This window comes from Candidatus Dormiibacter sp. (genome assembly GCF_050999135.1).
Lineage (GTDB): Bacteria > Chloroflexota > Dormibacteria > Dormibacterales > Dormibacteraceae > Dormiibacter > Dormiibacter spiritus.
The window spans coordinates 44,511-66,139 of sequence record NZ_JBPCPN010000040.1 but is presented as its reverse complement, the minus strand read 5'-3'; the positions used below and the strand labels follow the sequence as shown (position 1 = coordinate 66,139).

Annotated in this window: 27 protein-coding genes and 2 tRNA genes; 24 read left to right on the top strand and 5 right to left on the bottom strand. The window is 65.3% G+C overall.

The genetic code is table 11. The features are described from left to right. Nucleotides 1-38 precede the first annotated feature (38 nt). Complete coding sequence (locus ACR2MZ_RS10680) at nucleotides 39-1,403, bottom strand: dihydrolipoyl dehydrogenase family protein (protein WP_434005024.1); 1,365 nt, start codon at nucleotides 1,401-1,403, stop codon at nucleotides 39-41. A 125-nt stretch (nucleotides 1,404-1,528) separates the two neighbouring features. Between ACR2MZ_RS10680 and ACR2MZ_RS10675 the strand changes: the two genes are divergently transcribed. After that, nucleotides 1,529-1,613: transfer RNA gene (locus tag ACR2MZ_RS10675), tRNA-Leu, on the top strand. A gap of 35 nt (nucleotides 1,614-1,648) precedes the next feature. Beyond that, nucleotides 1,649-1,735: transfer RNA gene (locus tag ACR2MZ_RS10670), tRNA-Leu, on the top strand. Nucleotides 1,736-1,898: 163 nt separating this feature from the next. Here ACR2MZ_RS10670 and ACR2MZ_RS10665 read toward each other — a convergent pair. Next, the gene (locus ACR2MZ_RS10665; RefSeq protein WP_434005023.1) at nucleotides 1,899-2,711 is read right to left on the bottom strand and encodes a hypothetical protein; all 813 of its coding nucleotides are present in this window, start codon (nucleotides 2,709-2,711) and stop codon (nucleotides 1,899-1,901) included. A 562-nt stretch (nucleotides 2,712-3,273) separates the two neighbouring features. Here ACR2MZ_RS10665 and ACR2MZ_RS10660 point away from each other — a divergent pair. The 16 genes from ACR2MZ_RS10660 to ACR2MZ_RS10585 all read left to right on the top strand — a co-directional run bounded on the left by ACR2MZ_RS10660 (nucleotide 3,274) and on the right by ACR2MZ_RS10585 (nucleotide 14,823). Further along, nucleotides 3,274-3,543, top strand: coding sequence for a hypothetical protein (locus ACR2MZ_RS10660; RefSeq protein ID WP_338178496.1), 270 nt, complete (start codon nucleotides 3,274-3,276; stop codon nucleotides 3,541-3,543). Nucleotides 3,544-3,571: 28 nt separating this feature from the next. Continuing rightward, nucleotides 3,572-3,820, top strand: coding sequence for a hypothetical protein (locus ACR2MZ_RS10655; RefSeq protein WP_338178499.1), 249 nt, complete (start codon nucleotides 3,572-3,574; stop codon nucleotides 3,818-3,820). Between the two features lie 106 nt (nucleotides 3,821-3,926). Continuing rightward, nucleotides 3,927-5,003: an NADH-quinone oxidoreductase subunit B family protein gene (locus ACR2MZ_RS10650; RefSeq protein WP_434005022.1), complete on the top strand. Its 1,077-nt coding sequence runs from the start codon at nucleotides 3,927-3,929 to the stop codon at nucleotides 5,001-5,003. A gap of 7 nt (nucleotides 5,004-5,010) precedes the next feature. Further along, nucleotides 5,011-6,801, top strand: coding sequence for a nickel-dependent hydrogenase large subunit (locus ACR2MZ_RS10645; RefSeq protein ID WP_434005021.1), 1,791 nt, complete (start codon nucleotides 5,011-5,013; stop codon nucleotides 6,799-6,801). Nucleotides 6,802-6,811: 10 nt separating this feature from the next. Further along, complete coding sequence (locus ACR2MZ_RS10640; protein ID WP_434005020.1) at nucleotides 6,812-7,690, top strand: NifU family protein; 879 nt, start codon at nucleotides 6,812-6,814, stop codon at nucleotides 7,688-7,690. A gap of 9 nt (nucleotides 7,691-7,699) precedes the next feature. Further along, a complete protein-coding gene (locus ACR2MZ_RS10635) occupies nucleotides 7,700-8,335 on the top strand; it encodes a DUF5947 family protein (protein ID WP_434005019.1) in 636 nt (211 codons plus the stop codon). Then, nucleotides 8,328-8,975, top strand: a complete 648-nt coding sequence (locus ACR2MZ_RS10630) for a DUF6084 family protein (RefSeq protein WP_434005018.1) — start codon at nucleotides 8,328-8,330, stop codon at nucleotides 8,973-8,975. Before ACR2MZ_RS10635 ends, ACR2MZ_RS10630 begins: the two co-directional genes overlap by 8 nt. Beyond that, nucleotides 8,972-10,039 carry a hypothetical protein gene (locus ACR2MZ_RS10625; RefSeq protein WP_434005017.1) on the top strand — a complete coding sequence of 356 codons (1,068 nt, stop codon included), beginning with the start codon at nucleotides 8,972-8,974 and terminating at the stop codon, nucleotides 10,037-10,039. The genes ACR2MZ_RS10630 and ACR2MZ_RS10625 overlap by 4 nt, the downstream gene beginning before the upstream one ends. Next, nucleotides 10,032-10,349 (top strand): hypothetical protein, encoded by a 318-nt coding sequence (locus ACR2MZ_RS10620; protein WP_434005016.1) that lies wholly within the window; start codon nucleotides 10,032-10,034, stop codon nucleotides 10,347-10,349. The genes ACR2MZ_RS10625 and ACR2MZ_RS10620 overlap by 8 nt, the downstream gene beginning before the upstream one ends. After that, nucleotides 10,346-10,840: a hydrogenase maturation protease gene (locus tag ACR2MZ_RS10615; protein WP_434005015.1), complete on the top strand. Its 495-nt coding sequence runs from the start codon at nucleotides 10,346-10,348 to the stop codon at nucleotides 10,838-10,840. The genes ACR2MZ_RS10620 and ACR2MZ_RS10615 overlap by 4 nt, the downstream gene beginning before the upstream one ends. Further along, on the top strand, nucleotides 10,840-10,950 hold the full coding sequence (locus tag ACR2MZ_RS10610) for a DUF6893 family small protein (protein WP_434005014.1): 111 nt from the start codon (nucleotides 10,840-10,842) through the stop codon (nucleotides 10,948-10,950). Before ACR2MZ_RS10615 ends, ACR2MZ_RS10610 begins: the two co-directional genes overlap by 1 nt. 26 nt (nucleotides 10,951-10,976) lie before the next feature. Further along, nucleotides 10,977-11,267 carry a HypC/HybG/HupF family hydrogenase formation chaperone gene (locus tag ACR2MZ_RS10605; RefSeq protein WP_434005013.1) on the top strand — a complete coding sequence of 97 codons (291 nt, stop codon included), beginning with the start codon at nucleotides 10,977-10,979 and terminating at the stop codon, nucleotides 11,265-11,267. Between the two features lies 1 nt (nucleotide 11,268). Next, nucleotides 11,269-11,415, top strand: a complete 147-nt coding sequence (locus tag ACR2MZ_RS10600) for a DUF6893 family small protein (protein ID WP_434005012.1) — start codon at nucleotides 11,269-11,271, stop codon at nucleotides 11,413-11,415. 43 nt (nucleotides 11,416-11,458) lie between these two features. Continuing rightward, nucleotides 11,459-12,199, top strand: a complete 741-nt coding sequence (locus tag ACR2MZ_RS10595; RefSeq protein ID WP_434005033.1) for a DUF6390 family protein — start codon at nucleotides 11,459-11,461, stop codon at nucleotides 12,197-12,199. 252 nt (nucleotides 12,200-12,451) lie between these two features. After that, the gene (locus ACR2MZ_RS10590) at nucleotides 12,452-13,798 is read left to right on the top strand and encodes a cytochrome ubiquinol oxidase subunit I (protein WP_338178530.1); all 1,347 of its coding nucleotides are present in this window, start codon (nucleotides 12,452-12,454) and stop codon (nucleotides 13,796-13,798) included. Then, complete coding sequence (locus tag ACR2MZ_RS10585; protein WP_434005011.1) at nucleotides 13,795-14,823, top strand: cytochrome d ubiquinol oxidase subunit II; 1,029 nt, start codon at nucleotides 13,795-13,797, stop codon at nucleotides 14,821-14,823. The genes ACR2MZ_RS10590 and ACR2MZ_RS10585 overlap by 4 nt, the downstream gene beginning before the upstream one ends. Before the next feature lie 88 nt (nucleotides 14,824-14,911). On the opposite strand, the gene ACR2MZ_RS10580 is transcribed toward ACR2MZ_RS10585, so the two are convergent. The 3 genes from ACR2MZ_RS10580 to ACR2MZ_RS10570 form a co-directional block, all read right to left on the bottom strand. Continuing rightward, complete coding sequence (locus ACR2MZ_RS10580) at nucleotides 14,912-15,859, bottom strand: NAD-dependent epimerase/dehydratase family protein (protein WP_434005010.1); 948 nt, start codon at nucleotides 15,857-15,859, stop codon at nucleotides 14,912-14,914. A gap of 87 nt (nucleotides 15,860-15,946) precedes the next feature. Then, nucleotides 15,947-16,360: a GNAT family N-acetyltransferase gene (locus tag ACR2MZ_RS10575; protein ID WP_434005009.1), complete on the bottom strand. Its 414-nt coding sequence runs from the start codon at nucleotides 16,358-16,360 to the stop codon at nucleotides 15,947-15,949. Between the two features lie 104 nt (nucleotides 16,361-16,464). Beyond that, nucleotides 16,465-17,295, bottom strand: coding sequence for a DUF2382 domain-containing protein (locus ACR2MZ_RS10570; RefSeq protein ID WP_434005032.1), 831 nt, complete (start codon nucleotides 17,293-17,295; stop codon nucleotides 16,465-16,467). A gap of 131 nt (nucleotides 17,296-17,426) precedes the next feature. Here ACR2MZ_RS10570 and ACR2MZ_RS10565 point away from each other — a divergent pair, with 131 nt between their 5' ends. From ACR2MZ_RS10565 to ACR2MZ_RS10540, 6 genes are all read left to right on the top strand, one after another. After that, the gene (locus tag ACR2MZ_RS10565) at nucleotides 17,427-17,915 is read left to right on the top strand and encodes a YsnF/AvaK domain-containing protein (RefSeq protein WP_434005008.1); all 489 of its coding nucleotides are present in this window, start codon (nucleotides 17,427-17,429) and stop codon (nucleotides 17,913-17,915) included. Next, nucleotides 17,915-18,649 carry a YsnF/AvaK domain-containing protein gene (locus ACR2MZ_RS10560; protein ID WP_434005007.1) on the top strand — a complete coding sequence of 245 codons (735 nt, stop codon included), beginning with the start codon at nucleotides 17,915-17,917 and terminating at the stop codon, nucleotides 18,647-18,649. The genes ACR2MZ_RS10565 and ACR2MZ_RS10560 overlap by 1 nt, the downstream gene beginning before the upstream one ends. 172 nt (nucleotides 18,650-18,821) lie before the next feature. Next, nucleotides 18,822-19,619, top strand: coding sequence for a hypothetical protein (locus ACR2MZ_RS10555; protein WP_434005006.1), 798 nt, complete (start codon nucleotides 18,822-18,824; stop codon nucleotides 19,617-19,619). A 6-nt stretch (nucleotides 19,620-19,625) separates the two neighbouring features. Continuing rightward, nucleotides 19,626-20,084, top strand: a complete 459-nt coding sequence (locus tag ACR2MZ_RS10550) for a phage holin family protein (protein ID WP_434005005.1) — start codon at nucleotides 19,626-19,628, stop codon at nucleotides 20,082-20,084. Then, nucleotides 20,048-20,623 carry a DUF3618 domain-containing protein gene (locus tag ACR2MZ_RS10545; RefSeq protein ID WP_434005004.1) on the top strand — a complete coding sequence of 192 codons (576 nt, stop codon included), beginning with the start codon at nucleotides 20,048-20,050 and terminating at the stop codon, nucleotides 20,621-20,623. The genes ACR2MZ_RS10550 and ACR2MZ_RS10545 overlap by 37 nt, the downstream gene beginning before the upstream one ends. Before the next feature lie 15 nt (nucleotides 20,624-20,638). Then, nucleotides 20,639-21,604, top strand: a complete 966-nt coding sequence (locus tag ACR2MZ_RS10540; protein WP_434005003.1) for a YihY/virulence factor BrkB family protein — start codon at nucleotides 20,639-20,641, stop codon at nucleotides 21,602-21,604. Nucleotides 21,605-21,629 lie beyond the last annotated feature (25 nt).

Below are 21,629 nucleotides of genomic sequence, written 5' to 3'. Positions count from 1 at the left end.
ACTCCGGGCCCGCTCTGCCTCAACGCCTGCCAGACAGGCTACTGGCGGGCCAGACGGTCGAATTCGCCCTGTACCTGGCGGGAGAAGGTGGGGAAGGCCATGATGCTGTCGGCCAGCACCTCCAGCGGGACGTCAGCGCGGATGGCGAGGACCATCTCCGAGATGATCTCACCGGCGCGGGGGCTGACGACCGAGGCGCCCACGAGACGCCGCTTCTGGGCATCGGCCACAAGCTTGATCAACCCGCCCGACTCGAAGCCGTGGATGTAGCCGCGGGCCGTGTTGCCGGCATCGCTGCTCACCACACCGACGCGCATCCCCTTTTCGCGCGCCTGCGCTTCGGTGATACCCACGCTGGCGATCTCCGGATCCACGAAGGTGACGCGAGGGACTGCGCGATGGTCGGCCGGGTGCTGCTCACCGCGGAGGTTGCGGCCGATCAGAGTGCCGTGGTAGTGGGCAAGGTGGGTGAAGTTGCCGATCCCTGTCACATCGCCGCCTGCCCAGATGCGCTCGGCGGCATTGAGCGTCGCCGGATCTACCTTGAGCCAGCCGCGGTCAGTCTTCTCGAGTCCACTGGCCGCCAAGTCGACTGCATCCAGATTGGCCTTGCGCCCGGTCGCCACCAGCAGCCGCTCGCCGTTCACGACCTCACCGCCCTCCAGCTCCAGACGGACGCCGGTACCCTCGGCGCTGACCCGCTTCGCCTTGGCACCCACTTTCACGGTGATGCCATCCGCCTCCAGGTGCAGGCGCAGGAGGTCAGAAACCTCAGGCTCTTCGTTGATCGCCAGCCTGGGCGCGCTCTCCACTATCGTCACGCGGCTGCCAAAGCGGCAGAATGCCTGCGCCAGCTCCGCCCCGATGGCCCCGCCCCCCAGGACGATGAGCGAGTGCGGCAGCTGCTTGGCGTGGACGGCCTCGCGGTTGGTCCAGTACGCGATCCGGTCCAGGCCCTCGATGGGCGGAATGGCGGCGGACGTGCCGGTGCCGATAACAATGCCCCGCCGCGCGGTCAGGCTGCTGCCGTCGACCTCGACTCGGTCGGGGCCGAGAACACGCGCCTCGCCCCGGATGAGCGTCGCGTGCTCTTGGACGGCTTTGGCGGGGTTCGTGTCGTCGAGACGGCGCGCCATGACGAGCGTGCGCTCGGCGATCTTGGCGAAGTCGATGTCGAGCTCGACCCGGGAAGCGGCGAGATCTCGCGCCCGAGCGGCTTCCTTCAGCAGTTCCGCCGAGCGGAGCAGCGTCTTGCTCGGCACGCAGCCCCAGTAGGGGCACTCGCCGCCCACCAGGTCGCGCTCGATCACGGCTACCGTGAGCTCGGAACCGGCTAGCTCGGTGGCCACCGCCTCACCGGCTGTTCCGGCTCCCACCGCTATCACATCGAACTCTCTTTCCATATCTGCCTCCTGAACGCCAGCGAAGGAACGGTTCTTCCGAACGTGCGCGCCGCGACGGCACCCAGCCTGGCGGCCAGCTCTGGCAGCCGGCCGCCGGTCCCATAATCACTTAGTCGCGAGGCTCGGTCGGCGTGGCGGAATTGGTAGACGCGCTGGATTTAGGATCCAGTGGGGCGACCCTTGGAGGTTCGAGTCCTCTCGCCGACACCAGAGCGTGCCTTGTGGCATGGTTGAGGCTGCTCAGAGCCGGGATGGCGGAATCGGTAGACGCGGCGGTCTCAAAAACCGTTGGGGGCAACCTCGTGCGGGTTCGACTCCCGCTCCCGGCACCAATGGCCGCCCTGATTGCTCAAGCTCACTGGATCACCGTGCGGCGCGGGGATCGACGAACAGTCCGCCGCGACCGTGTCGGATCTGCGGGCGGCACGATACTCCTGGCTGGAGATCAGTGCCTGAGGGTTTCGACCGCCGCCGCTGCCTGCTCAGCAGCGGCCGTCAGACGCTCGGCCTGCTCCACCGCGGCGGCCGCCCGTTGCTGCGCTTCGGCGGCCTCGCTGGCGGCGCTGTTGGCCTGTTCCGCCAGCTGCTCCGCTCGCTCTGCCAGCTTTTCGGCTTCAGCCGCGACCTGCCGCGCGAGGCGCGCCTGCGCGTCCGCCGCACTGCGGGCTGCCTCAACCCGAGCGAGCACCGCAGATTTCTGTGGCGGAGTCGCCCGCTGCGCGGCGATTCAGGCACCGGCCTTGGCATCGCCGCCTGGGGTGCGGGGCCTGGAGCCCTGACCACGACGCCCTCGAAGCCGCCAAACCCCTCTGGCTCCTGCTCCGCAGTCAGCCGGCCGGCTGCCAGCGCCTGCCCCAGCTCAGGAGGGCCTAGCGACACCGCTCTCAGCGTGGTCTGCAGGCGCTGGCGCACCGCGTCCGGCACCTCGCGGTCGCGGCTGCTGAGGAAACCGGTGGCAGCGTCCACCGCCCGCTGCAGGGCGGCTGAGTGTGCTGCCAGCAAGGCGCGCAGGTCGGTGACCGCCTCACCCTCGAGAACTGCGACCTGAGCCTCCCGCAGGGAGCGCCCGCTCTGGAGCAGCGCTTCGAGCACGGCGGGCGAGAACTCCGCCAGGTGATTCGCGGCCCAGAGGCTGACGGTCGGCCGCCGAGCGCCCGCGATCTGGGGCGCTAGCCCCGCCCGGCCCTCGCTGCGGAGCTGCCTGACCAGGGCATTGCGCCTGGTCACGAAGTCGGCCGGATCGCCGCCGTAAAGCTCGGCCAGGAGCTGGTCCACCATCTTCTCGCCGGCCTCACCGGTACCCGTCACGATCGCAACCTTGGCAGTTTCACCTGCTCAGTCTCCTTGGACTTGCCTGCGGTATGCGCCAGTCGGTTCCCGGCAGATCCTGCCGCCTCAACCGGTGGGGTTGATGTTGCGGCGGCGCTGGCTGCCCCTCAAGTGGTGACGGTCGCGGTGGGCGGGGTTGCGTTTCTCCTCACGTCGCTCTTCACACCATCTACCTCTATTAGTCGCTGAGCGGATATTTCAATGTCTGACTCAACGCTTTCCCTCGGCCGAGTCATCGCGCTCGGAGAACTGAGCCGGCCACTCAAGTCCGCCGAAACCCCGCATGCAGGTCATGCATGTCAGGATGCACGGTGCTGCATGCAAAGAAGGCGCTCGCAGCTCCCCCTGTCGGGCAAGCTTGCCAACGGCTGAAGGTACCTGTGTAGGGCCAGCTGGGGTCACAGCCGGACCCTTGAAGCGAGGCCGAAGCAGGGACAACGAGCCCGGCCTGCTGCGCGCAAGCGGGGCGACGGCTTGACATCCAGGGGCCAGGGTGTAAGCTCGGCCAGAACAGTCCAACGGCTTAACCAGGAGTGCTGGGATGACAGAGGATCAAACGGGCCGGACCGACAACCCACCCGACACCACTCAGGACGCGACGGGCACCAACCCGGAGGAGCGCCTAAGCGGCGTCAGCGATTCAAAGGGTGGCGAGGAGTACGCGAAGCAGACCGAGGCGGGCCACCACGAGGAAGCTGAGACCGGCGCCGGGCGCCCGGCCGGCACCGCTGACGCGCGCCGCTCGACGGGCATCAACCCCGGCGGCGCTGACACAATCGACGAAAGCATGCCCGACATGCCGCCGGCCTAGCCGATTCCGAAAGAGGAGCTGACTAAAGATGGACGACAAGAGCGCCGAAGAGAAGCTGGAAGAGAACACAGGCTCCCAGTCGGGCCCTGAACGCGAGGCTCGACATTTGTTCGGCGGTGGCCCCGGCGACCAGGCGCCGCCCGACCTGGACGACATGAAGGAGCACTTGGAGGGGGGCGCCACCGCAACCTCGGACCCTGGCCAGGAAACGCCGGTCAGCGGGCCTGAGGACCTCTTTGGTAGTAAGGGCGTCATCCCCACAGCGGAGGATCGCTGACGCCCCCATGTGGGGCGGTTCTTTGACTCACCAACCAGTTGGGTGATCTCGGGATTGGAGCGGTTTTCAGCCGCTCAGTGAGAAAGGAAGCGAAAGGAGTCGGTCCATGACTGAGGTTGCTGCGCCGTACGGTCGCAAGACACAACGACCGCCCGCCGTGCCGGATGTCCATGTCCTCTGGATGTCCGAGGGGATGAGCTGTGATGGGGACACAGTCTCGATCACAGCTGCCACTCAACCGAGCATCGAGGACGTTCTGCTGGGCGCGATCCCGGGTCTGCCGAAAGTCCATCTCTATAACAAGGTCCTGGCCTACGAGGTGGGCGACGACTTTCTCACCCCCTTCTACAAGGCTTGGCGGGGCGAGCTGGAACCGTTCGTGGTGGTGGTGGAGGGATCGATTCCGAACGAGAACATCAACGGTGATGGCTACTGGACCGGGCTGGGCGCCGACCCCGCCACCGGGCAGCCGATCACGCTCAACGAGTGGATCGATCGCCTGGCGCCGAAAGCGACAGCGATGATCGCGGCGGGGACCTGCGCCACCTACGGCGGCATCCACGCCATGGCCGGCAACCCAACTGGCTGCATGGGGCTCGCCGACTACCTGGGCTGGGACTACAAGTCGAAGGCCGGGCTGCCCATCGTCAACGTCCCGGGCTGTCCTGTGCAGCCTGACAACTTCATGGAAACGTTCCTCTACCTCCTGTACCAGGTGTCGGGACTTGCCCCCATGATCCCGCTCGACGAGCAGCTCCGGCCGACCTGGCTGTTCGGCAAGACTGTCCACGAAGGCTGCGATCGGGCCGGCTACTACGAGCAGGGCGACTTCGCGACTGAGTACGGCTCCCCCAAGTGCATAGTGAAGCTCGGCTGCTGGGGTCCGGTGGTGAACTGCAACGTCACCAAGCGCGGTTGGATGGGCGGCATCGGCGGCTGCCCCAACGTGGGCGGCATCTGCATCGGCTGTACGATGCCCGGCTTTCCTGACAAGTTCATGCCGTTCATGGACGAGCCCCCGGGGGCCAAGGTGTCTTCGACGAGCGTCGGCATTTACGGCGGCCTGATGCGGGGGCTGCGCACGATGACCAACCGCACAGTGAACAAGGAACCGAAGTGGCGGCATAATCGCGGCGAACTGACCACCGGCTATCAGCCGCGCGCATACAACCAAGGAGGTTAAGTACAGAATGGCGATCCTCGAGAAGGAGCAGACGAAGAAGAGGTCTCTCGTTGAGATGTCCTGGGATCCGATCACGAGGATCGTTGGCAACCTCGGCATCTTCACCAAGATCGACTTCGACAACCGCGAGGTGGCCGAGTGCTATTCGACCTCATCTGTGTTTCGTGGCTACAGCATCTTCATGAAGGGCAAGGATCCGCGGGATGCCCACTTCATCACCAGTCGCATCTGCGGCATCTGCGGTGACAACCACGCCACCTGTTCGTGTTACGCGCAACAGATGGCGTACGGAGTTCGGCCGCCGGCCATCGCCGAGTGGATAGTCAACCTGGGCGAAGCTGCCGAGTACATGTTCGACCACAACATCTTCCAGGACAACCTGGTGGGAGTCGACTACTGCGAGAGGATGGTCAGGGAGACCAACCCCAAGGTCTGGGAGAAGGCCACCAAGACGCCGGCGCCACACGCTGACGCCCATGGTTTCCGGACGATCGCCGACATCATGACAGCCCTCACCCCTTTCACCGGCGAGTTCTACCGGGAGACCCTGGTCGTAAGCCGCTACACGCGCGAAATGTTCTGCCTCATGGAGGGCAGGCACGTTCACCCCTCCACGCTTTACCCCGGCGGCGTGGGCACCGTGCCGACAGTCCAGCTCTTCACCGACTACCTCGTTCGCTTGACCAAGTACGCCGAGTTCATGAAGAAGTGCGTGCCTCTGCATGACGACCTCTTGGACTTCTGGTACGACGCGCTGCCGGGCTATGAGAAGGTTGGTCAGCGGCGGATACTGATGGGGTCCTGGGGCTCCTTCCAGGACCCCGACCACTGTGACTTCAGGTACGACCACATGTCGGATTGGGGCCGCAAGATGTTCGTGACCCCTGCCATCATCAAAGACGGCGAGCTCTTGACCACTGACCTGGTCGACATCAACCTCGGCATCCGGATCCTGCTTGGCAGCTCCTACTACGACGACTGGGAGAACGAAGAGACTTTCGTGCCGAAGGATCCGCTTGGCAACCCTGTCGACCAGCACCATCCCTGGAACCAGACGACCATCCCGCGGCCGCAGAAGAGGAACATGCAACCCGGCGGGAAGTACTCCTGGACGATGTCGCCGCGCTGGTACGACAAGGCCACGAAAGAGCACCTCGTCATCGACACAGGCGGCGGGCCGCTGCCGCGCCTGTGGGCGACAGCCAAGGCGGGCCTCGTCGACATCGGCTACATCAAGTCCACCGGCAACAGCGTCAAGATTTTCCTACCCAAGACGGCGCTCAAACCCGAAGCGGAGTTCGAGTGGAGGGTGCCCCAGTGGAGCAACGCGCTAGAGCGTACCCGGGCTCGGACCTACTTCCAGGCGTATGCGTGCGCGGCCGCCTACCACTTCGTAGAGAAGGCGCTGGAGGAGCTCCACGCCGGCCACATCAAGACGTTCACGCCGTTCGAGGTGCCCGATGAGGCGATCGGCTGCGGCTTCCACGAGGCTGTCCGCGGCGTGCTCTCCCACCACCTCGTGATCCGCAAGGGCAAGATTGCCAACTACCACCCGTATCCGCCCACCTGTTGGAATGGCGGGGTGCGGGATCAGTGGGGTCAGCCCGGCCCGTACGAAGACTCGGTGCAGAACACGCCGATCTTCGAAGAAAACGGTCCCGACAACTTTAAAGGCATCGACATCATGCGAGCGGTACGCAGCTTCGACCCGTGCCTGCCCTGCGGAGTGCACATGTACCTGGGACCTGGCAAGGAGCTCAATCTGCAGCACTCGCCGATGTTCGGTCACCAGGCCTAGATGACAAGTAGTGGCCATCCTGCAGCGAAAGGAATTTGACCGCCGACTTCAGCAAACCGAGTCACTGATAAACGAAGTTGAGGCCCTCGCCGACGAGGAGGTGAAGAGGCGCGCCGTGGAGGCGATCCAGGCGCTCCTGAACCTCCATGGCGAGGGGCTTGAACGAACTTTGGAACTGATCTCGGATTCGTCCAATCAGGGCCAGGCGCTCATTGATGAGCTGGGTAAAGATCCGGTGGTGGGCGGACTGCTCTTGCTCCACGGCGTGCATCCGCTGGGTTTGGAGGATCGGGTCCTCCAGGCCCTGGACAAGGTGCGGCCGTATTTGGGCTCGCATGGAGGGAACGTCCAGCTCGTGGGCCTGGATGAGGGAGTGGTGCGGCTCCGTTTGGAGGGCACATGTCAAGGCTGTGCTTCCTCGGCGGTCACTCTCAAGTTCGCTGTCGAGCGGGAGATCATGGAGGCGGCGCCCGACGTGGTAGCGATCGAAGTGGCCGACGACAGCGCCGAACGACCGCCTGAGGGATTCATCCCGCTGGGCCAGATCAAGCCGCTCGCCCCGAAGCCCGCCAGCACCGACTGGGAGGTGGTCGCCGGAGTGGGACATCTCGAGTCAGGTTCGACGAAGGTGGTCCGCGTCGGCGGCAGCGCTGTCCTCTTCTGCAGCTGGGGCGAGACCACCTTCGCCTACCGCGACAGCTGCCCGGCCTGCGGCGCCTCGCTCGTGGGCGGTGACCTATGTGAGGCGATTCTGACGTGCGCTGCCTGCCAGGCCCGGTTCGATGTCAAGCTGGCGGGGCGCGGGGTCGACAACGAACTCCACCTGGAGCCGCTGCCGCTGCTGCAGACAGACGGCGAAGTCCGCCTGGCGGGCGCTGCCAAAAGCTAAGTTCACACAATGGGCAACCCCACGCCTTCCCCGAGCGCCTTCGCGACGCTGCGGGGAATGGCTCGGCAGCGTGAGCTGGGCGAGACCTGCGACCTCTGCAGTGAGCCAATCCCGGACGAGCACCGCCATCTGCTCCAACTCAGCACTGAACGAGTTGTCTGCAGCTGCCAGCCCTGCTCGATCCTCTTTGCCGATCGCGAAGCCAAACACTATCGGTTGATCCCGAGCGGGGTGCGCTTCGTGCCCGACTTCGAGATGTCGGATGAGATCTGGGCAAGCTTTGGCGTCCCCGTCAGCATGGCTTTCTTCCAGCACTCGCATCCCAGCGGGCAGGTGGCAGCGGTCTACCCGAGCCCGGCCGGTGCCACGCGCTCTCTGCTCACCTTTGACGCTTGGGAGGAACTTGAGGAGGCCAACCCCGTCCTGCGCGGCATGCAGCCGGCGGTTGAGGCGCTGCTCGTGAATCGAGTCGGCGGAGCGCGCGACCATTACCTCGCCTCCATCGACGAGTGCTATCGCCTGGTGGGACTGATCCGGATGGGCTGGCGAGGGCTGTCTGGTGGCACCGAAGTCTGGCGGATGATCACGGGCTTCTTCGGCGACCTCGACAAGCGGGCGGAAACAGTGAGTGCGCGAGATGCCTGACCTGGATTTCCGCGTCGACGGCGCGTCGCCGGTGCCGTACTGCACGACACCGACCCTGGGTCTCAAGCTCTGCATCAGCAACTCCACAGAGGAGCGGATCCAGTCGGTGGCTCTCAACTGCCAGGTCCGCATCGAGGCCCAGCGCCGTCGCTACGGTGCCGGCGAGAAGGAGCGGCTCTTCGAGCTGTTCGCGGAACCGGAGCGCTGGTCGCAGACTCTGCGAAGCCTGCTCTGGACGCACGTCGGCCTCAACGTCCATGGTTTTCTCGGCAGCACTGTGGTGGAACTGCCGGTCACCTGTACCTATGACTTCAACGTGCTTTCCGCCAAGTACTTGCACGCCTTGGACGGCGAGGACGTACCGCTCCTGCTGCTCTTCAGCGGCACCATCTTTTTCACTGACTCGGAGGGCCGCCTGCAAATCGGGATGATCTCCTGGAACAAGGAGGCGTCGTACAAGCTGCCCGTCGCCGTCTGGAGGTCGATGATGGAGATGTACTACCCCAATACCGCCTGGCTTGCGCTGCGGCGTGACGTGGTCGAAAGGTTGGAGTTGTACAAGGCCCGCCGCGGTCACATGACCTGGGAGCAGGCGCTGGAATCGCTGCTGGCCGGCGAACCGGCGGAGGCGGCAGGGTGAGCGCGCCGGTCGATCCGGTCGAGGCCATCGCCCAGGCGGTTCTCTACGAGGGCTACATCCTCTATCCCTACAGTGCCAGGTCAACCAAGAATCAGGTCCGCTGGACCTTTGGCGGAGTCTTCCCACGCTCGTACGCGGAGGCCAATGAGGGTGAGTCGAGTGTTCTGCAGGCGCAGTGCTTGCTGCGCTTCGAGCATGGCTGCACAGTCGACACCAGCATCCGCTTTCTGCGTCTTGTCCGGCGCACAGTGGGCAGGCTGGTGACACCGGGGACCGACCTACCGCCGGACGGCGATCCCGATCTCCAGCCGGCTGAATCGGTGGTGGTGGCAGGCGAGACCTACTCGTCCTGGCAGGAAGCTGTCGAGCACCGGGTGGAAGTGGGCGGCAGGGAAATTCAGGAGCTACTCCTGGCCAATAGCAAGCTGCCGATGGACCTTCCGGCCCAGCGAACTCTGGAACTTCTGCGCGAGAGCGACGGCACGATTGCCGCTGCCATCGTGCGCGAGTCGCCACCACTGAGAGGAGAGGTCGAGGTTTCGGCCCAGCTCGTTGCCCCCAGGACCGCCCGGTTGAGCGTGCGGTTCGCGAATCTGACTCCGCTCGGTGAGCCGCTTGGGATGCGGCGGGAGGAGGCTGCGGTGCATGCCTGTATCTCCAGCCATGTCGTGCTGCGCGCTACAGGTGGTGAGTTCGTTTCCCTGGCCGACCCGCCAGGTGATCTCCGGGCTGAGACCGAGGCTTGCCGCAATCTGGGTGTCTGGCCGGTGCTGGTCGGCGCTCCGAGCGCCAGCGACACTGTGCTCGCCTCACCGATCATCCTGGAGGACCACCCGGCCATCGCGCCGGAGAGCCCGGGCGACCTCTTCGACGGAACTGAGATCGATGAGATCCTGACGCTGCGCATCCTGACTCTGACCGACGAGGAAAAGGCGCAGATGCGACAGGCCGACCCGCGCACGCGAGCGATGCTCGAGCGTTCGGAGTCCCTGACGAGCGACGAACTGCTCAGCCTGCACGGCGCGCTGCGCGGGGTCCGTTCGTTGGCCGAGCGTGATGACTGAGCCCGGACAGCCGCTGGACAGCCGGTTGGACCCCTGGGGCCAGACTCAGAAGGTCGAGAGCGTGGAGTGCCAGGGTGTCGAGCTGCGCGTCGGCTCGCGGGTGGTGCTGCGACCCAGCGGTCGGGCTGACATCTTCGATCTAGAGCTGGCAGGCCGCAACGCAGTGGTGCAGGCGATCGAAGAGGACTTTGACGACCAGCTTCACGTCGCTGTGGTCCTCGACGACGATCCCGGCCGGGACCTGGGCCACCTGCGGCAGCCCGGTCATCGCTTCTTCTTCAAGCCAGCCGAGCTGGAGCCGATCGAATGAGAGAGGGGCGCATCCTGGTGGCCGGCATCGGCAACGTCTTTCTGGGCGACGACGGGTTCGGCGTGGAGGTGGTGGCGCGCCTGCGGGAAAGGCCGCACGCCGCCAACGTGGAGATAGCTGACTTCGGCATCCGCGGCTTCGATCTGGCCTATGCGCTCATGGAGGACTATGAGGCGGCGATCCTGATCGACGCGCTGCCCCTGGGCAAGAAACCGGGAACCGTGCACATCATCGAACCTGAGGTGGACGGTCTCGGCGGCGGCGCGTTCATCGACAGCCATGCCATGAACCCGGTGGAGGTGTTCAAGCATGTGAAGCAGCTCGGCGGCACCCTGCCGAGGACGCTGATCGTCGGCTGTGAGCCGGCCAGCTTCGGATCCGACGAGGGGCGGATGAGCTTGAGCCGTCCCGTACGAGCTGCTGTGAGCAAAGCGGTGGACGCTGTCGAGACGCTGCTGCAGCGCCTGAGTCAGAAGGAGGAGGTGGCCTGATGCCCGTCTGGTTGTTGGTGGTTCTGGCGCTGATAGTGCTGGCGGTATTGATAGTGTTGCTTGTCTCCCTGAACGACATCCGGCGCTACCTGCGCATACGGAACTTGTAGGTTCAGGCTGAAGGGGATAACCACTGATGTGTATAGCGGTGCCGGGTCGAGTGACGGAGGTGTCGGAAGAGGCTCAGGGAATGGCCAAGGTTGAACTGGCGGGAGTGGTGCGGGATGTGAACCTGGGGCTGCTCGCAGCCGACCAACAGCCCGCCGTCGGCGACTACGTGCTGGTTCACATCGGTTACGCGCTCCAGAAGATCGACGAGCGGGAGGCGCTCGAAACGCTGGACCTGTTGGCAGCGTTCAGCGAAGAATCGCGGGCTGGCGACGAAGAATTTGATGGGTCAGCGTTGACCCTAACCCAAGGAGTTTGAAATGCCATTTGGAATCAGTCCCAAAGGTAATTCGTCAATCGTATTCGGACCCAGGCTGCTGCTGCTGATGGTAGTCGGCGTCGCAGGTGCCCTGGCCGCCATCAGCCGCAATGACATCCAGCGCTACCTGCGCATCAGGAATATGTAACTTGATATCGGCGGGCTCTCGACCGGCCGGCGCCGGCGTTGGCGTGAACGCGAGGGGCGCGCTGCTCTTCGGACGTTACGCGTTTCCCCCCAATCAGCTTGGCTACTGTGGGCCCGAGGACAACCAGGCTCTGCTGGAATACGTGTCGACGCGCACAGTGGACAAGGGCCTGCTCGAGCTCGAGCGCCGGTTTGAGGGCGCTTACCCGTATCTGTGCCTGATCGCGCAAGCGAATCAAATCGCCGATCCCTTCGATGAGAGAGTGGTGGAAGCGTATTGGATCGGAAATGGCCTGCTCGAGCGAGTCGACGCGGCGAGCTTCTATGACTCTTTGAGTAAGCGCTTCCGCCCCCGTATGAAAGCTGCTGACTTCCAATGGCTGGCCGGCAAACTCGAGCTGAGCGCGCGGCCGCACCACAACTTTCACGTGTTCGACATCTACACGCGCGGCGGATTGATGCGCGATGAGCGGGCGACCATTGCCCTGAAACCGATGGATTCCTGTCGTATCAGTTGGGGTCGGGTCCTCGACGTGGGCAACTCCGAGCTCAGGGTCGAGCGTCAACCGATAGTCCTGCAGGGGGGAAAGCTGACGCTGGGCCAATCTGAGATTCGCAGCGTCAAGCGGCAGCTGAACGGCCTGGGCTTCGTCGAACAGGTCGAGCCCGGGGCAACTGTGTCGATTCATTGGGATTGGGCCTGCGAAGTCCTGAATGAACGCCGCTCGGGGCGGCTTAGCGCGGCGACCCTCAAGTACCTGACGATCGCTAACCAGACCATCTGACTCCCAAGCAGCGGAGCCATCCAGCCAGCTGCAAGGCAGGCGGCTGCAGCTCGCGCTATGCGCCATCACGGCGGTAGCCTGCTGTGTTGGTGGTAGAGGAGGATGATGCCAAAGCGACCGCGCCGAGCCAGGTTCAGCCCGGCAGTGGTAGCCCGGCGACCTCGTGAGAACCTGCTCTTGAACCCTGTAGCGGGGAAACCCGTGCGGGGACCTCACCTGCTGACCAGAGGGCCAGGTTAGAGGGGGCCAGTAATGGACAACGTCACCATCGCCAGGGCGACGATGGGCACGTCGCTCGCCTTCCACATAGTCTTCGCAGTGCTCGGCGTGGGGATGCCTCTGCTGATGTCGGTGGCGGAAGGGCTGGGACTCTGGCGACGCGACGAAACCTGGCTCCTGCTCGCCCGGCGCTGGGCCAAGGCGTTCGGCATCCTCTTCGCGGTCGGAGCTGTGTCGGGCACCGTGCTCAGCTTCGAGTTGGGCTTGCTCTGGCCGCGCTTCATGGCCTTTTCCGGTGCGCTGATCGGGCTGCCATTCACAGCCGAGGGGTTCGCCTTCTTCATTGAAGCGATCTTCCTCGGGCTCTACCTCTACGGCTGGGACCGCCTACCTCCTCTTGGTCACTGGCTGGCATCGATTCCGATCGTCCTGAGTGGGGCAGCCAGTTCGCTCTTCGTCGTCATGACTAACGCCTGGATGAACACTCCCGCCGGCTTTCGGCTGGGCCCGGATGGCCAGCTGCGGAGCGTCAACCCGCTGGGAGCGGCGCTGAATCCGTCGACGTCGACTGAGGATCCGCACATGCTCGTCTCTGCTTACGTGGTGACGGGCTTCCTCTTCGCCGCGGTCTATGCTGCCGGCCTGCTCCAAGGTCGCACCGACTTGGTCCACCGCCGCGGCCTGGCAGCCGGAATGGCGATGGGGCTGGTCGCCGTCGGATTGGCAGGCGTCACCGGCGACGCGAGCGCTCGATTCATCTATGAAGCACAGCCCGCCAAGTTCGCGGCCATGGAGGGCGTTTACCGAAACCAGAACGGCGCGCCCATCACCATCGGTGGGATTCCGTCCAGCTCTCAGCACCGCGTCCTTTACGGGCTGGAGATCCCTGGCGCGTTGAGCTGGCTCGCGACCTTTGATGTGAACGCACCTGTGAAGGGACTTGACTCCTTTCCCCCTGGAGAGCGGCCAAATCCGGTTCTCGTCCACTTTTCTTTTGATTCGATGGTCGGCCTGGGAACCCTGCTGGGCTTCCTGGCTCTGGGCTTCTGGGGTCTCATGCTCTGGCGCCGCAGAATCCCGCTCTGGCGGCCGCTGCTCTGGGCAGTGGTGCTCGCCGGTCCGGCCAGCGTGGTGGCCATGGAGTCAGGCTGGTTTGTGACCGAGTTCGGCCGCCAGCCTTGGATCGTCTACGGCATCCTGCGAACGTCCGAGGCGGCGACTTCGGCGCCGGGGTTGGGTCCGTTTTTTCTGATCTTCCTGGTCATCTACGGAGGACTCGCGTTGACCACCGCCAGGCTGCTTCTGGCTGCGGCGGCGCACAACCGCAAGCCGGCCAGCGGCGCCGAAGCGTCGCCGCAACGGCGCCGAGTGTCGTCGTGAACGCGGCGGAGCTGATAGCTGCCATTCTCTGGCTGGCCCTGGCCGCTTATGCGGTACTGGCCGGCGCAGATTTCGGGGGAGGGGTCTGGGACATCCTGGCGCGCGGTCCCCGGGCTGGCGACCAGCGGCGCGCGGTGGCGGAGGCGCTGGGGCCGGTTTGGGAGGCCAATCATGTCTGGCTGATCTTCCTCATCACCGGCCTCTTCACAGCATTTCCCAGCGCCTTTGGCGCTCTGGCGACGGCGCTGTACCTTCCCTTCACCATTGCTCTCATAGGGATCATCCTGCGCGGCGCCGCGTTCGCATTCCGAGCCCACGCTCGCGAGGCGGTTGGACCTCCTTCAACTTGGGGCGTGATCTTTGGCGCCGCCAGTATAGTGACCCCTGTGCTTCTCGCCACTACAGCTGCCGCTGTCGGCGGGGGCTTCGTGGTGATCAGGGGGACTCAACTCGAGTCAGGTTATTTCGCCGGCTGGACAACTCTATTTGCCGTGGTGCTGGGCCTCTTCGCCCTCGCGCTGTGCGCCTACCTGGCTGCCACCTATCTCATGGTGGAGACTGAAGACCGGCCCGAGCTAATGGCCGACTTCCGGCGGCGCGCCGGGGCTGCCGGCCTAGTCTCGGGAGCGCTTGGGCTGTTGGCATTCCTGACCGCGTGGTTGGAGGCCCCGCGGCTCTTCGAGTCGCTCGTAGGACGAGGACTTCCCCTATTCCTGCTGGCACTGCTGAACGGCCCGCTGGCGCTGTGGGCGGTTTTCAAGTCGCGGCCACGAATCGCTCGTGCGGCGGTGGTCGCCCAGATGGTGCTGGTGCTTGCGGCTTGGGTGGTGGGGCAGTGGCCGTATCTCGTACCGCCCGGAGTCACCATCGAAGCCGGCGCCGCGCCCGCAGCGACGTTGACCGCCATGCTCGTGGTCATCGCGGCAGGCATGGCGTTCTTGATTCCGTCTCTTTGGTTGCTCTTCCGCGTCTTCAAGGCTCGCAACCCAGCCGCGGAGCCACGGAGCCCAGCTGCGAGCGGATAGCAAACCGATCAGATGATCGGCGCTGTCGTCTGACCCATGGAAGGTCAGTCGGCGCCCACGTTCAGCCGTGCTGACTTTGAAGGACGCACTAGCCGAAGCCTGTCAAGAAGCCCTCGCGCCAACTCTTCCATTTCGGCTCCCATTCGAGCTCGGCGCAGATCTTGTCGTTGCTGGCTCCCCGCTGTTCAGTCATCACGCTGACGGCGTATGGGCCGGCCAGCCAACGCACCAGCATCCCGGGCATCGATCTCGGCCGCTGGGCGCCCAGGGCGTCTGCCAGCACGGGCAACCAGTCGCGCACGGCCGCCGGCTCATCGTCGACGACGTTGTAGACGCCGCCCGCTCTCGCGCCCATTGCCGACACGGTCGCCGCCGCGGCGTCTTCGATGTGGATGAACGACCAGTGGCCGTCACCTTTACCCACCATTGGCAGCCGACCCCGGCGGAGGGCCGCCGACATGCTACCGTCGGCGGCCAACATGGTGCCGGGCCCGTAAAGGTAGCCGTAGCGGAGGACCACGGGCTCCAAATCCCGGGCGGTCAGCACAGTCTGCTCCAGCTCCGCGATAGCTGCGACGCTGCGCCGCATCTCGCTCGGAGCGTCCAGCCAGAGCGGCGCCTCCTCGCCCTTGATCCAACCACCGACCGGTTGGTACATGAATGCCACGCTCTGGGCGACCAGTCGCCTGGCCCCCGCTGCCCGGCCGGCCGCGACCAGGTTCCGCCCGCCAAGCGTGCGCAGACGGTCGGTGGCGGCGAACTGCTCAGACCGCCGGCGGGGTGAGAGCGTGGCCGGGATGGCGGTGAGCTGATTGACTATCACGTCCGGTCGGGCCTTCTGAACTGCTTGCGTCAGCTCCAGCTGGTCCAGCGCGTCGCAGGCGACCACCTCGGCACCGAGGTCGCGCGCTGCCAGCAGCCGCACTGGTGAGCGGCCGAGGCAGGTCACCTCGTGACCCGCCCAGCGCAGCTGGACGACAAGGCTTCGTCCCAGCACACCGCTGCCGCCGGCGATCAGCACCCGCATGAAGCGCATGGTGGCACAGTCACGCGGCCGCACGCCGCCCGGGACCGTCCGGCCGATTCAGCGGGATGACCGTCGAGAGGCTGGTCGGTCAGGTGTTCAGAAGGTCCTGCCCAGCGCCAGCGAGCCTTCGCCGTTCCGCTCGAAGCCGAACTCCCGATAGAGGTCAGCCCAGTTTTCGGTGGTCACGGCGACGGCGAGCGCGGAACGCAGGGCGTTCTGCTCGAGGTGCTCGATCAGCGCTGCCAGAATGCGCTTGCCGAGACCCTGTCCCCGGTGGTCAGGATGCACCGCCAGGTCGCAGAGGAGGAAGTAGAGACCGCCGTCGCCCACGAGCCTGCCCATGCCGACAGCCTCTCCACCCTTCCGGGCGGTCACCCCGAACCAGGAGCCCCTGAGACCCAGCTCGGTCGCCTCCGGTGTCTTCGCCGCCAGGCCCGCCGCCTCTCGGAGGGCGAGATACTCCTCGGGCGTGGGGGACGCAAAGCTGATCAGGTATTCCGTCTCCGACATGGCGCCAGGTTAGCCGCCCCTGGCTGATTCCATAGAAAAGCGCCGGGGTGCAGCACCCCGGCGCTCCTCGCTGGCCGCCCGGCGGTCAGCTCCCAGCTGTTTACTCAGAGACGGCGCTGCTCGTCGTCGATAGTGCCGCGACCACCGAGATCCGTCTCGCCGGCCGTCCGACCCTCGACGCCGCCCTCGCGCTCGACGTCGATCCGCTCCTTGCGGACGTCGCCGGTCACCTCTCGGTCCTCGCGGCGAACGTCCTTCTCGACGCTCACCTGCTCCTTGGCGACCACCTGCTTTTCGACGACGGGCTCCTCGTGATGCAGGACTACCTCATGCTGCTGCTCGCCGAACTCGTGCTGGCCCGCGGGGGCGCGCTCGTCCAGGGGCTGCCGCTCGATGCGGACCTCCTCGTGCTCCAAGCCGACGTTGGTCGAGACGGGCCCGGTCTCCACCCTCTTGTTTAGACGCACCAGCTCAGACGGCCGCCGGACTTTGTCCACCGTCAGCTCCTCTTCGTGGCGGCGCACGGTGCCCTGGTCGCCCGTGCCGACGTCCCGACGCTCCGTGTCATAGCGAGCGGTGTCATCCGCACCGGTGCCGCCGCTGCCCTGGGCGGTCACCGTTTCCCCGCCGTAGGGAATTCCGTAGTGCTCGAAGAGCCGTGCCTCCTCCTGCTCCGAGAGCTCCTCGTCGCTGCCCACATTGGGTGCGGAGGAGATGACATCCTTAGTGAAGGGCACTCGGAAACCGCTCTCATTGGAGGTGGCACCGGCCAGGGGTACGAAATTCTTCTTCATACCGAAGAGGCCTGTGTGCACCAGGGCCCACTCCGGCTTGTTGGTCTCGGTATCGGTGTAGACGTTCTCAATAGTTCCGATCTTGCCGCCGTCCTGGTCGAAGAGCGTCTTGCCCTCCCAGTCGCCGACTGTGTTCTCCATGTTCACTGAATACCTCCTAATTCATGACTTCGCATGATGTGAGTGGACGGTGGCCCCCAGCTCGAAGCCTGATACTGACGATATACTCTTTCGCATCATTGCGGCAGGCTGATTTCAAATCGGGGGTTCTCATGGCAGAGCAGAGACCGATCAGAGCAAGGGGCGCCCAGCCGGTTCCGCCGCGGGGAGGCACCTCAGCCGAAGGGGCAGAGGTGTTGGACCTGCTGGAAGAGCGGCCTGAGGTCACCACTCGGCGCATCGAAGCGGGCCGGGTGAGGGTCGGGACCCGGGTAGTAACCGAGCCCCGGCAGCTCGACGTCACAGTCTTTAACGAGTCAGTGGTCATCGAACGCCGAACTGTGAACGAGCCGCGTCCGGCTACGGCCGCCATCGGCAGCACGCCTCCTCTGGTGGTCAACGTGGAGCGGGAGGAGCCCGCCGCCGAACTGCGCACGTACGTCCGCGAGCGGGTCCGCGTCGGCAAGCGCCGGCACTCAGAACAGCGCACCGTCACAGTTGACGCCCGGCGCGAGGAGCTCGACGTCGAGCGGCATTCGCTGGATGAGGGCGGGCAGGTGGTCCAGCAACGGCCGGGCCGGAAGCCGGGAGGCCGCCGCTGATGGCTGAGGTAGAGGCGGTTTTCGACAACCGTAAACAAGCTGAACGGGCTCTTCATGAGCTGCGGTTGGCGGGCTTCGGACCGGAACAGGCCGGCTTTGCTGACAGCAAGGGGGTGTTGGGCGGCCTCCTGGGTGGCCGCTCGCAGGCCGAGGGGCCCGTGGTGGCGGTGACCGGCGCCAGGCGGCTGGAGGCGGCGGGGATCCTTCACCGTCACGGCGGTCGGGATCTGGGCCAGGAAGCTCACAGCGACAACGCGGCTGCCGAGGATGGCGGCGAGTTCATTGATGTGTTGGAGGAGCAGCTGGTCGCGCAACCGGCGGTGGTCAAGGTGGGTGAGGTGCGGGTCGGCAAGCGCGTCGTCGCCGAGCAGCGCACGATCCAGGTTGAAGTGAGGCGGGAAGAGGTTTTCATCGAACATGTGCCGCTTACTGAGCCCCTGCCGGAGCAGATCGTCTACGTCGACGACGGGTACGACCACGCGCAGCCGGTCCGGCCCCGGGCCAGCTGGGAGGGAAACGTCGGGCTGCCGAGCGAGGAAGAAGAGGTCATTCGGGTCCCGCTGCTGGCGGAGCAGGTGGTGGTTTCCAAGCAGCCGGTCGTGGTGGACGAAGTGGTCGTGCGCAAGCGTCGGTTGCCCGAGGTGCGCGTCGTCCAGGGCGACGTCCGCCGGGAAGAGCTGGTGATCGAACGGGAGGGAGAGTTCGAATTGGAGGAAGTGACGCGGACCCAGTAGAGGAGCGCGTCTCCAGAGCAGTTCCTTAGTCTTGCACTATCACAAATCATTGACTCGCCGAGGGCTAAACGAGTAGAATGAGGCAAGTGGGCGGGGCACGGGCAAGCGGTCCTATGGCTCTCAGCCATCCGTTGGTAGCGATTCAGACCTTGCATCAAGGAGGGGTTTCAACTTGACCGATTACAGCAGTTCGACCGGCCATGACCCGGTCGCCGGGAAGGGAACCGGCTCGACTTACGAGAGCGGGGCGTCAGGTTTCGGCGAAAGCGGCTCCTCCGGCGCCACAGAGCAAGCCAAGCAGGTAGTCCAGGAGAAGGTCGATCAGGCCAAGGACGTGGCGCAGCAGGCCGCGGGCACGGCCAAGGATCAGGTCAGTCAGCAGGTCGACACGCACTCGACGACTGTGGGCGAGCAGGTTGGCTCGGTCAGCGAGGCGATGCGAAAGGCTGGCGATCACCTCCGCAGCCAGGGCAGCGACATGCCGGCCCAGCTCGCCGAGCGAGCCGCGGAGCAGGTGGAGAAGCTCGGCAGCTACCTCCGCAACACGGACGGCAACTCAATACTCAGCGACGTCGAGGACTTCGCCCGGCGGCAGCCCCTGATCGTCATGGCGGGTGGCGTCGCTCTTGGGGTCGTGGCAGCGCGGATGCTGAAGGCCTCCAGCCAGCGCAGCTACAGCGGTGGTACCTCAGGCTTCTTCGGCGGTTCTTCGGGCAGTCGGCAGCCCTATACCGGCACCGAGAGCTACACGGGTGGGACCGCATCGACGTACGCGGAGCCGGTCGACACCACCACCGCCGGCACCGCCGGCGGGGGTTGGAGCGGCGAACCGGGGACTGGCAGCGGTCAGTGGGGCACCCACGCCGAGCCGGGAACGGCGGGCGCATTCGGTGACCAGGCTGAGACCGGCACTGCCGGCACGGGCGGCTGGACGGGCGAGGGCGGCGACCCCAACCGGCGGCAGGGATAGGCTCGAATGGCTCAACAAGTTCCGCCTCCGCAGGGGCCCGGGACCGCTCAGATTCCGCCTCAGGGGGATCTGCGCCAGCTTCCCCTCGGCGAGCTGGTGAAGCAGCTGGCGGAGGAGACGAGCACGCTCGTCCGCCAAGAGCTGGATCTGGCCAAAGCCGAGATGACACAGAAGGGCAAGCAGGCTGGGCTCGGCATCGGTCAGCTGGGCGGGGCCGGCGTCGCCGGCCTCTACGCGCTGGGTGCCCTGACGGCCTGCATCATCGCCGCCTTGGCTCTGGCAATGCCTGTCTGGCTGGCCGCCTTGATAGTGACTCTCATCTACGCAGTGGTTGCGGCGGTTCTGTACTTCACCGGTCGCAGGCAGCTTGCCAAGGCAGGTCCGCCCACCCCGGAAATCACCCAGCAAAGCATTAAGGAGGATGTGGAATGGGTCAAGACCCAGAGCAAATCCAGCGAGAGATAGCGGCGACCCGGGAGCGGATGGGCGATCGTGTGGACGCGATCACCTACAAGACTGACGTGAAGTCACGCGTCGGCGACTCGATCTCCGAGAAGCGTGACGCCATCACCGGCAAGGTCAGCAATCTCGTCTCGGGAGTGACCGGAAAGGCGTCAGACATCAGCGACCAGGCACCCAGCGGCGACGAGCTGAAGGGCCACGCGACCCGGGCGGCCGGCGTCGCCAAGGACAACCCGCTGGGACTGGCCCTGGGGGCTGTGGCCGTCGGCTTCCTTGTCGGCCTGGCAGTGCCCGCGACGCGCATCGAGGATGAGCGACTGGGGCAGGCGTCCGACACCATAAAGCAGAAGGCAATGGAGACGGGGCAAGAGGCGTTGAATCGCGGCCAGCAGGTGGCCAAGGACGTCGCTCAGAGTGCCGCCCAGACCGCCCGCGAAAGCGGCGGTCAGCACGCGAGCGAGCTGGCAGATACGGCCAAGGAAAACGCGTCCGAGGCGAAACAGGGCGCGCAGTCGAGCATCCAGTCTCAGAGCCAGGGATAGTCACGTAATCGGCTTATGAAGGGTCTTCTCGAGCGCGCTCAGAAATCGTTTCCAGGGCGTCTCCTGAAGGCTTTCGGGGAGGCGAAGGCCGGCAACTACGCCGCCGGCCTCGCCTTCAACGCGTTCATGTCCATGTTTCCACTGATCCTGGGATTGCTGGCCATCATCGGGCTGGTGGTGCGGGATCCGCATCTACTTGAGCGGGTGCAGTCGGTGGTTATCAGCGTCTTCCCCGGCGATGCGAAGGATGCCTTGACCAGCACTCTGAAGGGTGCCAGCAAGCATTCGGGCTTGCTGGGTCTCATCTCCATAGCGGGGCTGATCTGGAGCGGCAGCCGCCTTTTCGCCAATCTGGAGTTCGCCCTGGGTGAGATGTACGGCGTGGAGCAGCGCAAGTTCCTGCGCCAGCTGCTGATGACGATGGCCATGATGGGCATCTTCGTGGTGGCCCTTGCGGTGAGCGTGGTCCTCAACGGTGCCGCCGGCCTGACGCCACTCTCCACCATCCTGGCCCCGATTGTCGGCGCCGTCGTGATGATCGTCTTCATGACGATCATCTACCGGGTCGTGCCGAACCGCAGCTTCGAGCTGAAAGAAGTCCTGAAGGGCGCCATCTTGGCGGGTGTGCTGATCGAGATAATCACTCTGGTCTTCCCCATCTACTCCAAGCTCATGCACGGCTTCAGCACCTATGGCGCCGCCTTCTCGCTGTTCTTCCTGCTGGCGACGTGGCTGTTCTTTGTGAGCGAGTTCATCCTGCTCGGGGCCGTGCTGAACCGCATGGTCGGGGGTGCACCGCAGGAGGGTGGTCTCGCGGAGGATGCGGCGGCCAACGACACTGAGACGCGCGGCTCGGAGGCGGCCGAGCGCCAGCGGCGGGTGGGCGAAGGAGGGGATCCAGACGGTGCGAAGTCGGAGGCAGGAGGGGAGTCCGAAAGGTCCCGAGCCGGGGCAACTGTCGGCACGAACACGAAAGAGTGAGGCCGACGGCTGAGGGCGAGGGCAT

What these genes read in the sequence shown, in the direction of transcription:
- ACR2MZ_RS10635 (WP_434005019.1), top strand. Translation starts at nt 7,700, where the DNA reads ATGGGCAACCCCACGCCTTCCCCGAGCGCCTTCGCGACGCTGCGGGGA.
- ACR2MZ_RS10560 (WP_434005007.1), top strand. Translation starts at nt 17,915, where the DNA reads ATGGCTGAGGTAGAGGCGGTTTTCGACAACCGTAAACAAGCTGAACGG.
- ACR2MZ_RS10550 (WP_434005005.1), top strand. Translation starts at nt 19,626, where the DNA reads ATGGCTCAACAAGTTCCGCCTCCGCAGGGGCCCGGGACCGCTCAGATT.
- ACR2MZ_RS10615 (WP_434005015.1), top strand. Translation starts at nt 10,346, where the DNA reads ATGAGAGAGGGGCGCATCCTGGTGGCCGGCATCGGCAACGTCTTTCTG.
- ACR2MZ_RS10580 (WP_434005010.1), bottom strand. Translation starts at nt 15,859, where the DNA reads ATGCGCTTCATGCGGGTGCTGATCGCCGGCGGCAGCGGTGTGCTGGGA.
- ACR2MZ_RS10610 (WP_434005014.1), top strand. Translation starts at nt 10,840, where the DNA reads ATGCCCGTCTGGTTGTTGGTGGTTCTGGCGCTGATAGTGCTGGCGGTA.
- ACR2MZ_RS10650 (WP_434005022.1), top strand. Translation starts at nt 3,927, where the DNA reads ATGACTGAGGTTGCTGCGCCGTACGGTCGCAAGACACAACGACCGCCC.
- ACR2MZ_RS10605 (WP_434005013.1), top strand. Translation starts at nt 10,977, where the DNA reads ATGTGTATAGCGGTGCCGGGTCGAGTGACGGAGGTGTCGGAAGAGGCT.
- ACR2MZ_RS10570 (WP_434005032.1), bottom strand. Translation starts at nt 17,295, where the DNA reads ATGGAGAACACAGTCGGCGACTGGGAGGGCAAGACGCTCTTCGACCAG.
- ACR2MZ_RS10645 (WP_434005021.1), top strand. Translation starts at nt 5,011, where the DNA reads ATGGCGATCCTCGAGAAGGAGCAGACGAAGAAGAGGTCTCTCGTTGAG.
- ACR2MZ_RS10660 (WP_338178496.1), top strand. Translation starts at nt 3,274, where the DNA reads ATGACAGAGGATCAAACGGGCCGGACCGACAACCCACCCGACACCACT.
- ACR2MZ_RS10600 (WP_434005012.1), top strand. Translation starts at nt 11,269, where the DNA reads ATGCCATTTGGAATCAGTCCCAAAGGTAATTCGTCAATCGTATTCGGA.
- ACR2MZ_RS10655 (WP_338178499.1), top strand. Translation starts at nt 3,572, where the DNA reads ATGGACGACAAGAGCGCCGAAGAGAAGCTGGAAGAGAACACAGGCTCC.
- ACR2MZ_RS10545 (WP_434005004.1), top strand. Translation starts at nt 20,048, where the DNA reads ATGGGTCAAGACCCAGAGCAAATCCAGCGAGAGATAGCGGCGACCCGG.
- ACR2MZ_RS10575 (WP_434005009.1), bottom strand. Translation starts at nt 16,360, where the DNA reads ATGTCGGAGACGGAATACCTGATCAGCTTTGCGTCCCCCACGCCCGAG.
- ACR2MZ_RS10540 (WP_434005003.1), top strand. Translation starts at nt 20,639, where the DNA reads ATGAAGGGTCTTCTCGAGCGCGCTCAGAAATCGTTTCCAGGGCGTCTC.
- ACR2MZ_RS10630 (WP_434005018.1), top strand. Translation starts at nt 8,328, where the DNA reads ATGCCTGACCTGGATTTCCGCGTCGACGGCGCGTCGCCGGTGCCGTAC.
- ACR2MZ_RS10680 (WP_434005024.1), bottom strand. Translation starts at nt 1,403, where the DNA reads ATGGAAAGAGAGTTCGATGTGATAGCGGTGGGAGCCGGAACAGCCGGT.
- ACR2MZ_RS10565 (WP_434005008.1), top strand. Translation starts at nt 17,427, where the DNA reads ATGGCAGAGCAGAGACCGATCAGAGCAAGGGGCGCCCAGCCGGTTCCG.
- ACR2MZ_RS10620 (WP_434005016.1), top strand. Translation starts at nt 10,032, where the DNA reads ATGACTGAGCCCGGACAGCCGCTGGACAGCCGGTTGGACCCCTGGGGC.
- ACR2MZ_RS10590 (WP_338178530.1), top strand. Translation starts at nt 12,452, where the DNA reads ATGGACAACGTCACCATCGCCAGGGCGACGATGGGCACGTCGCTCGCC.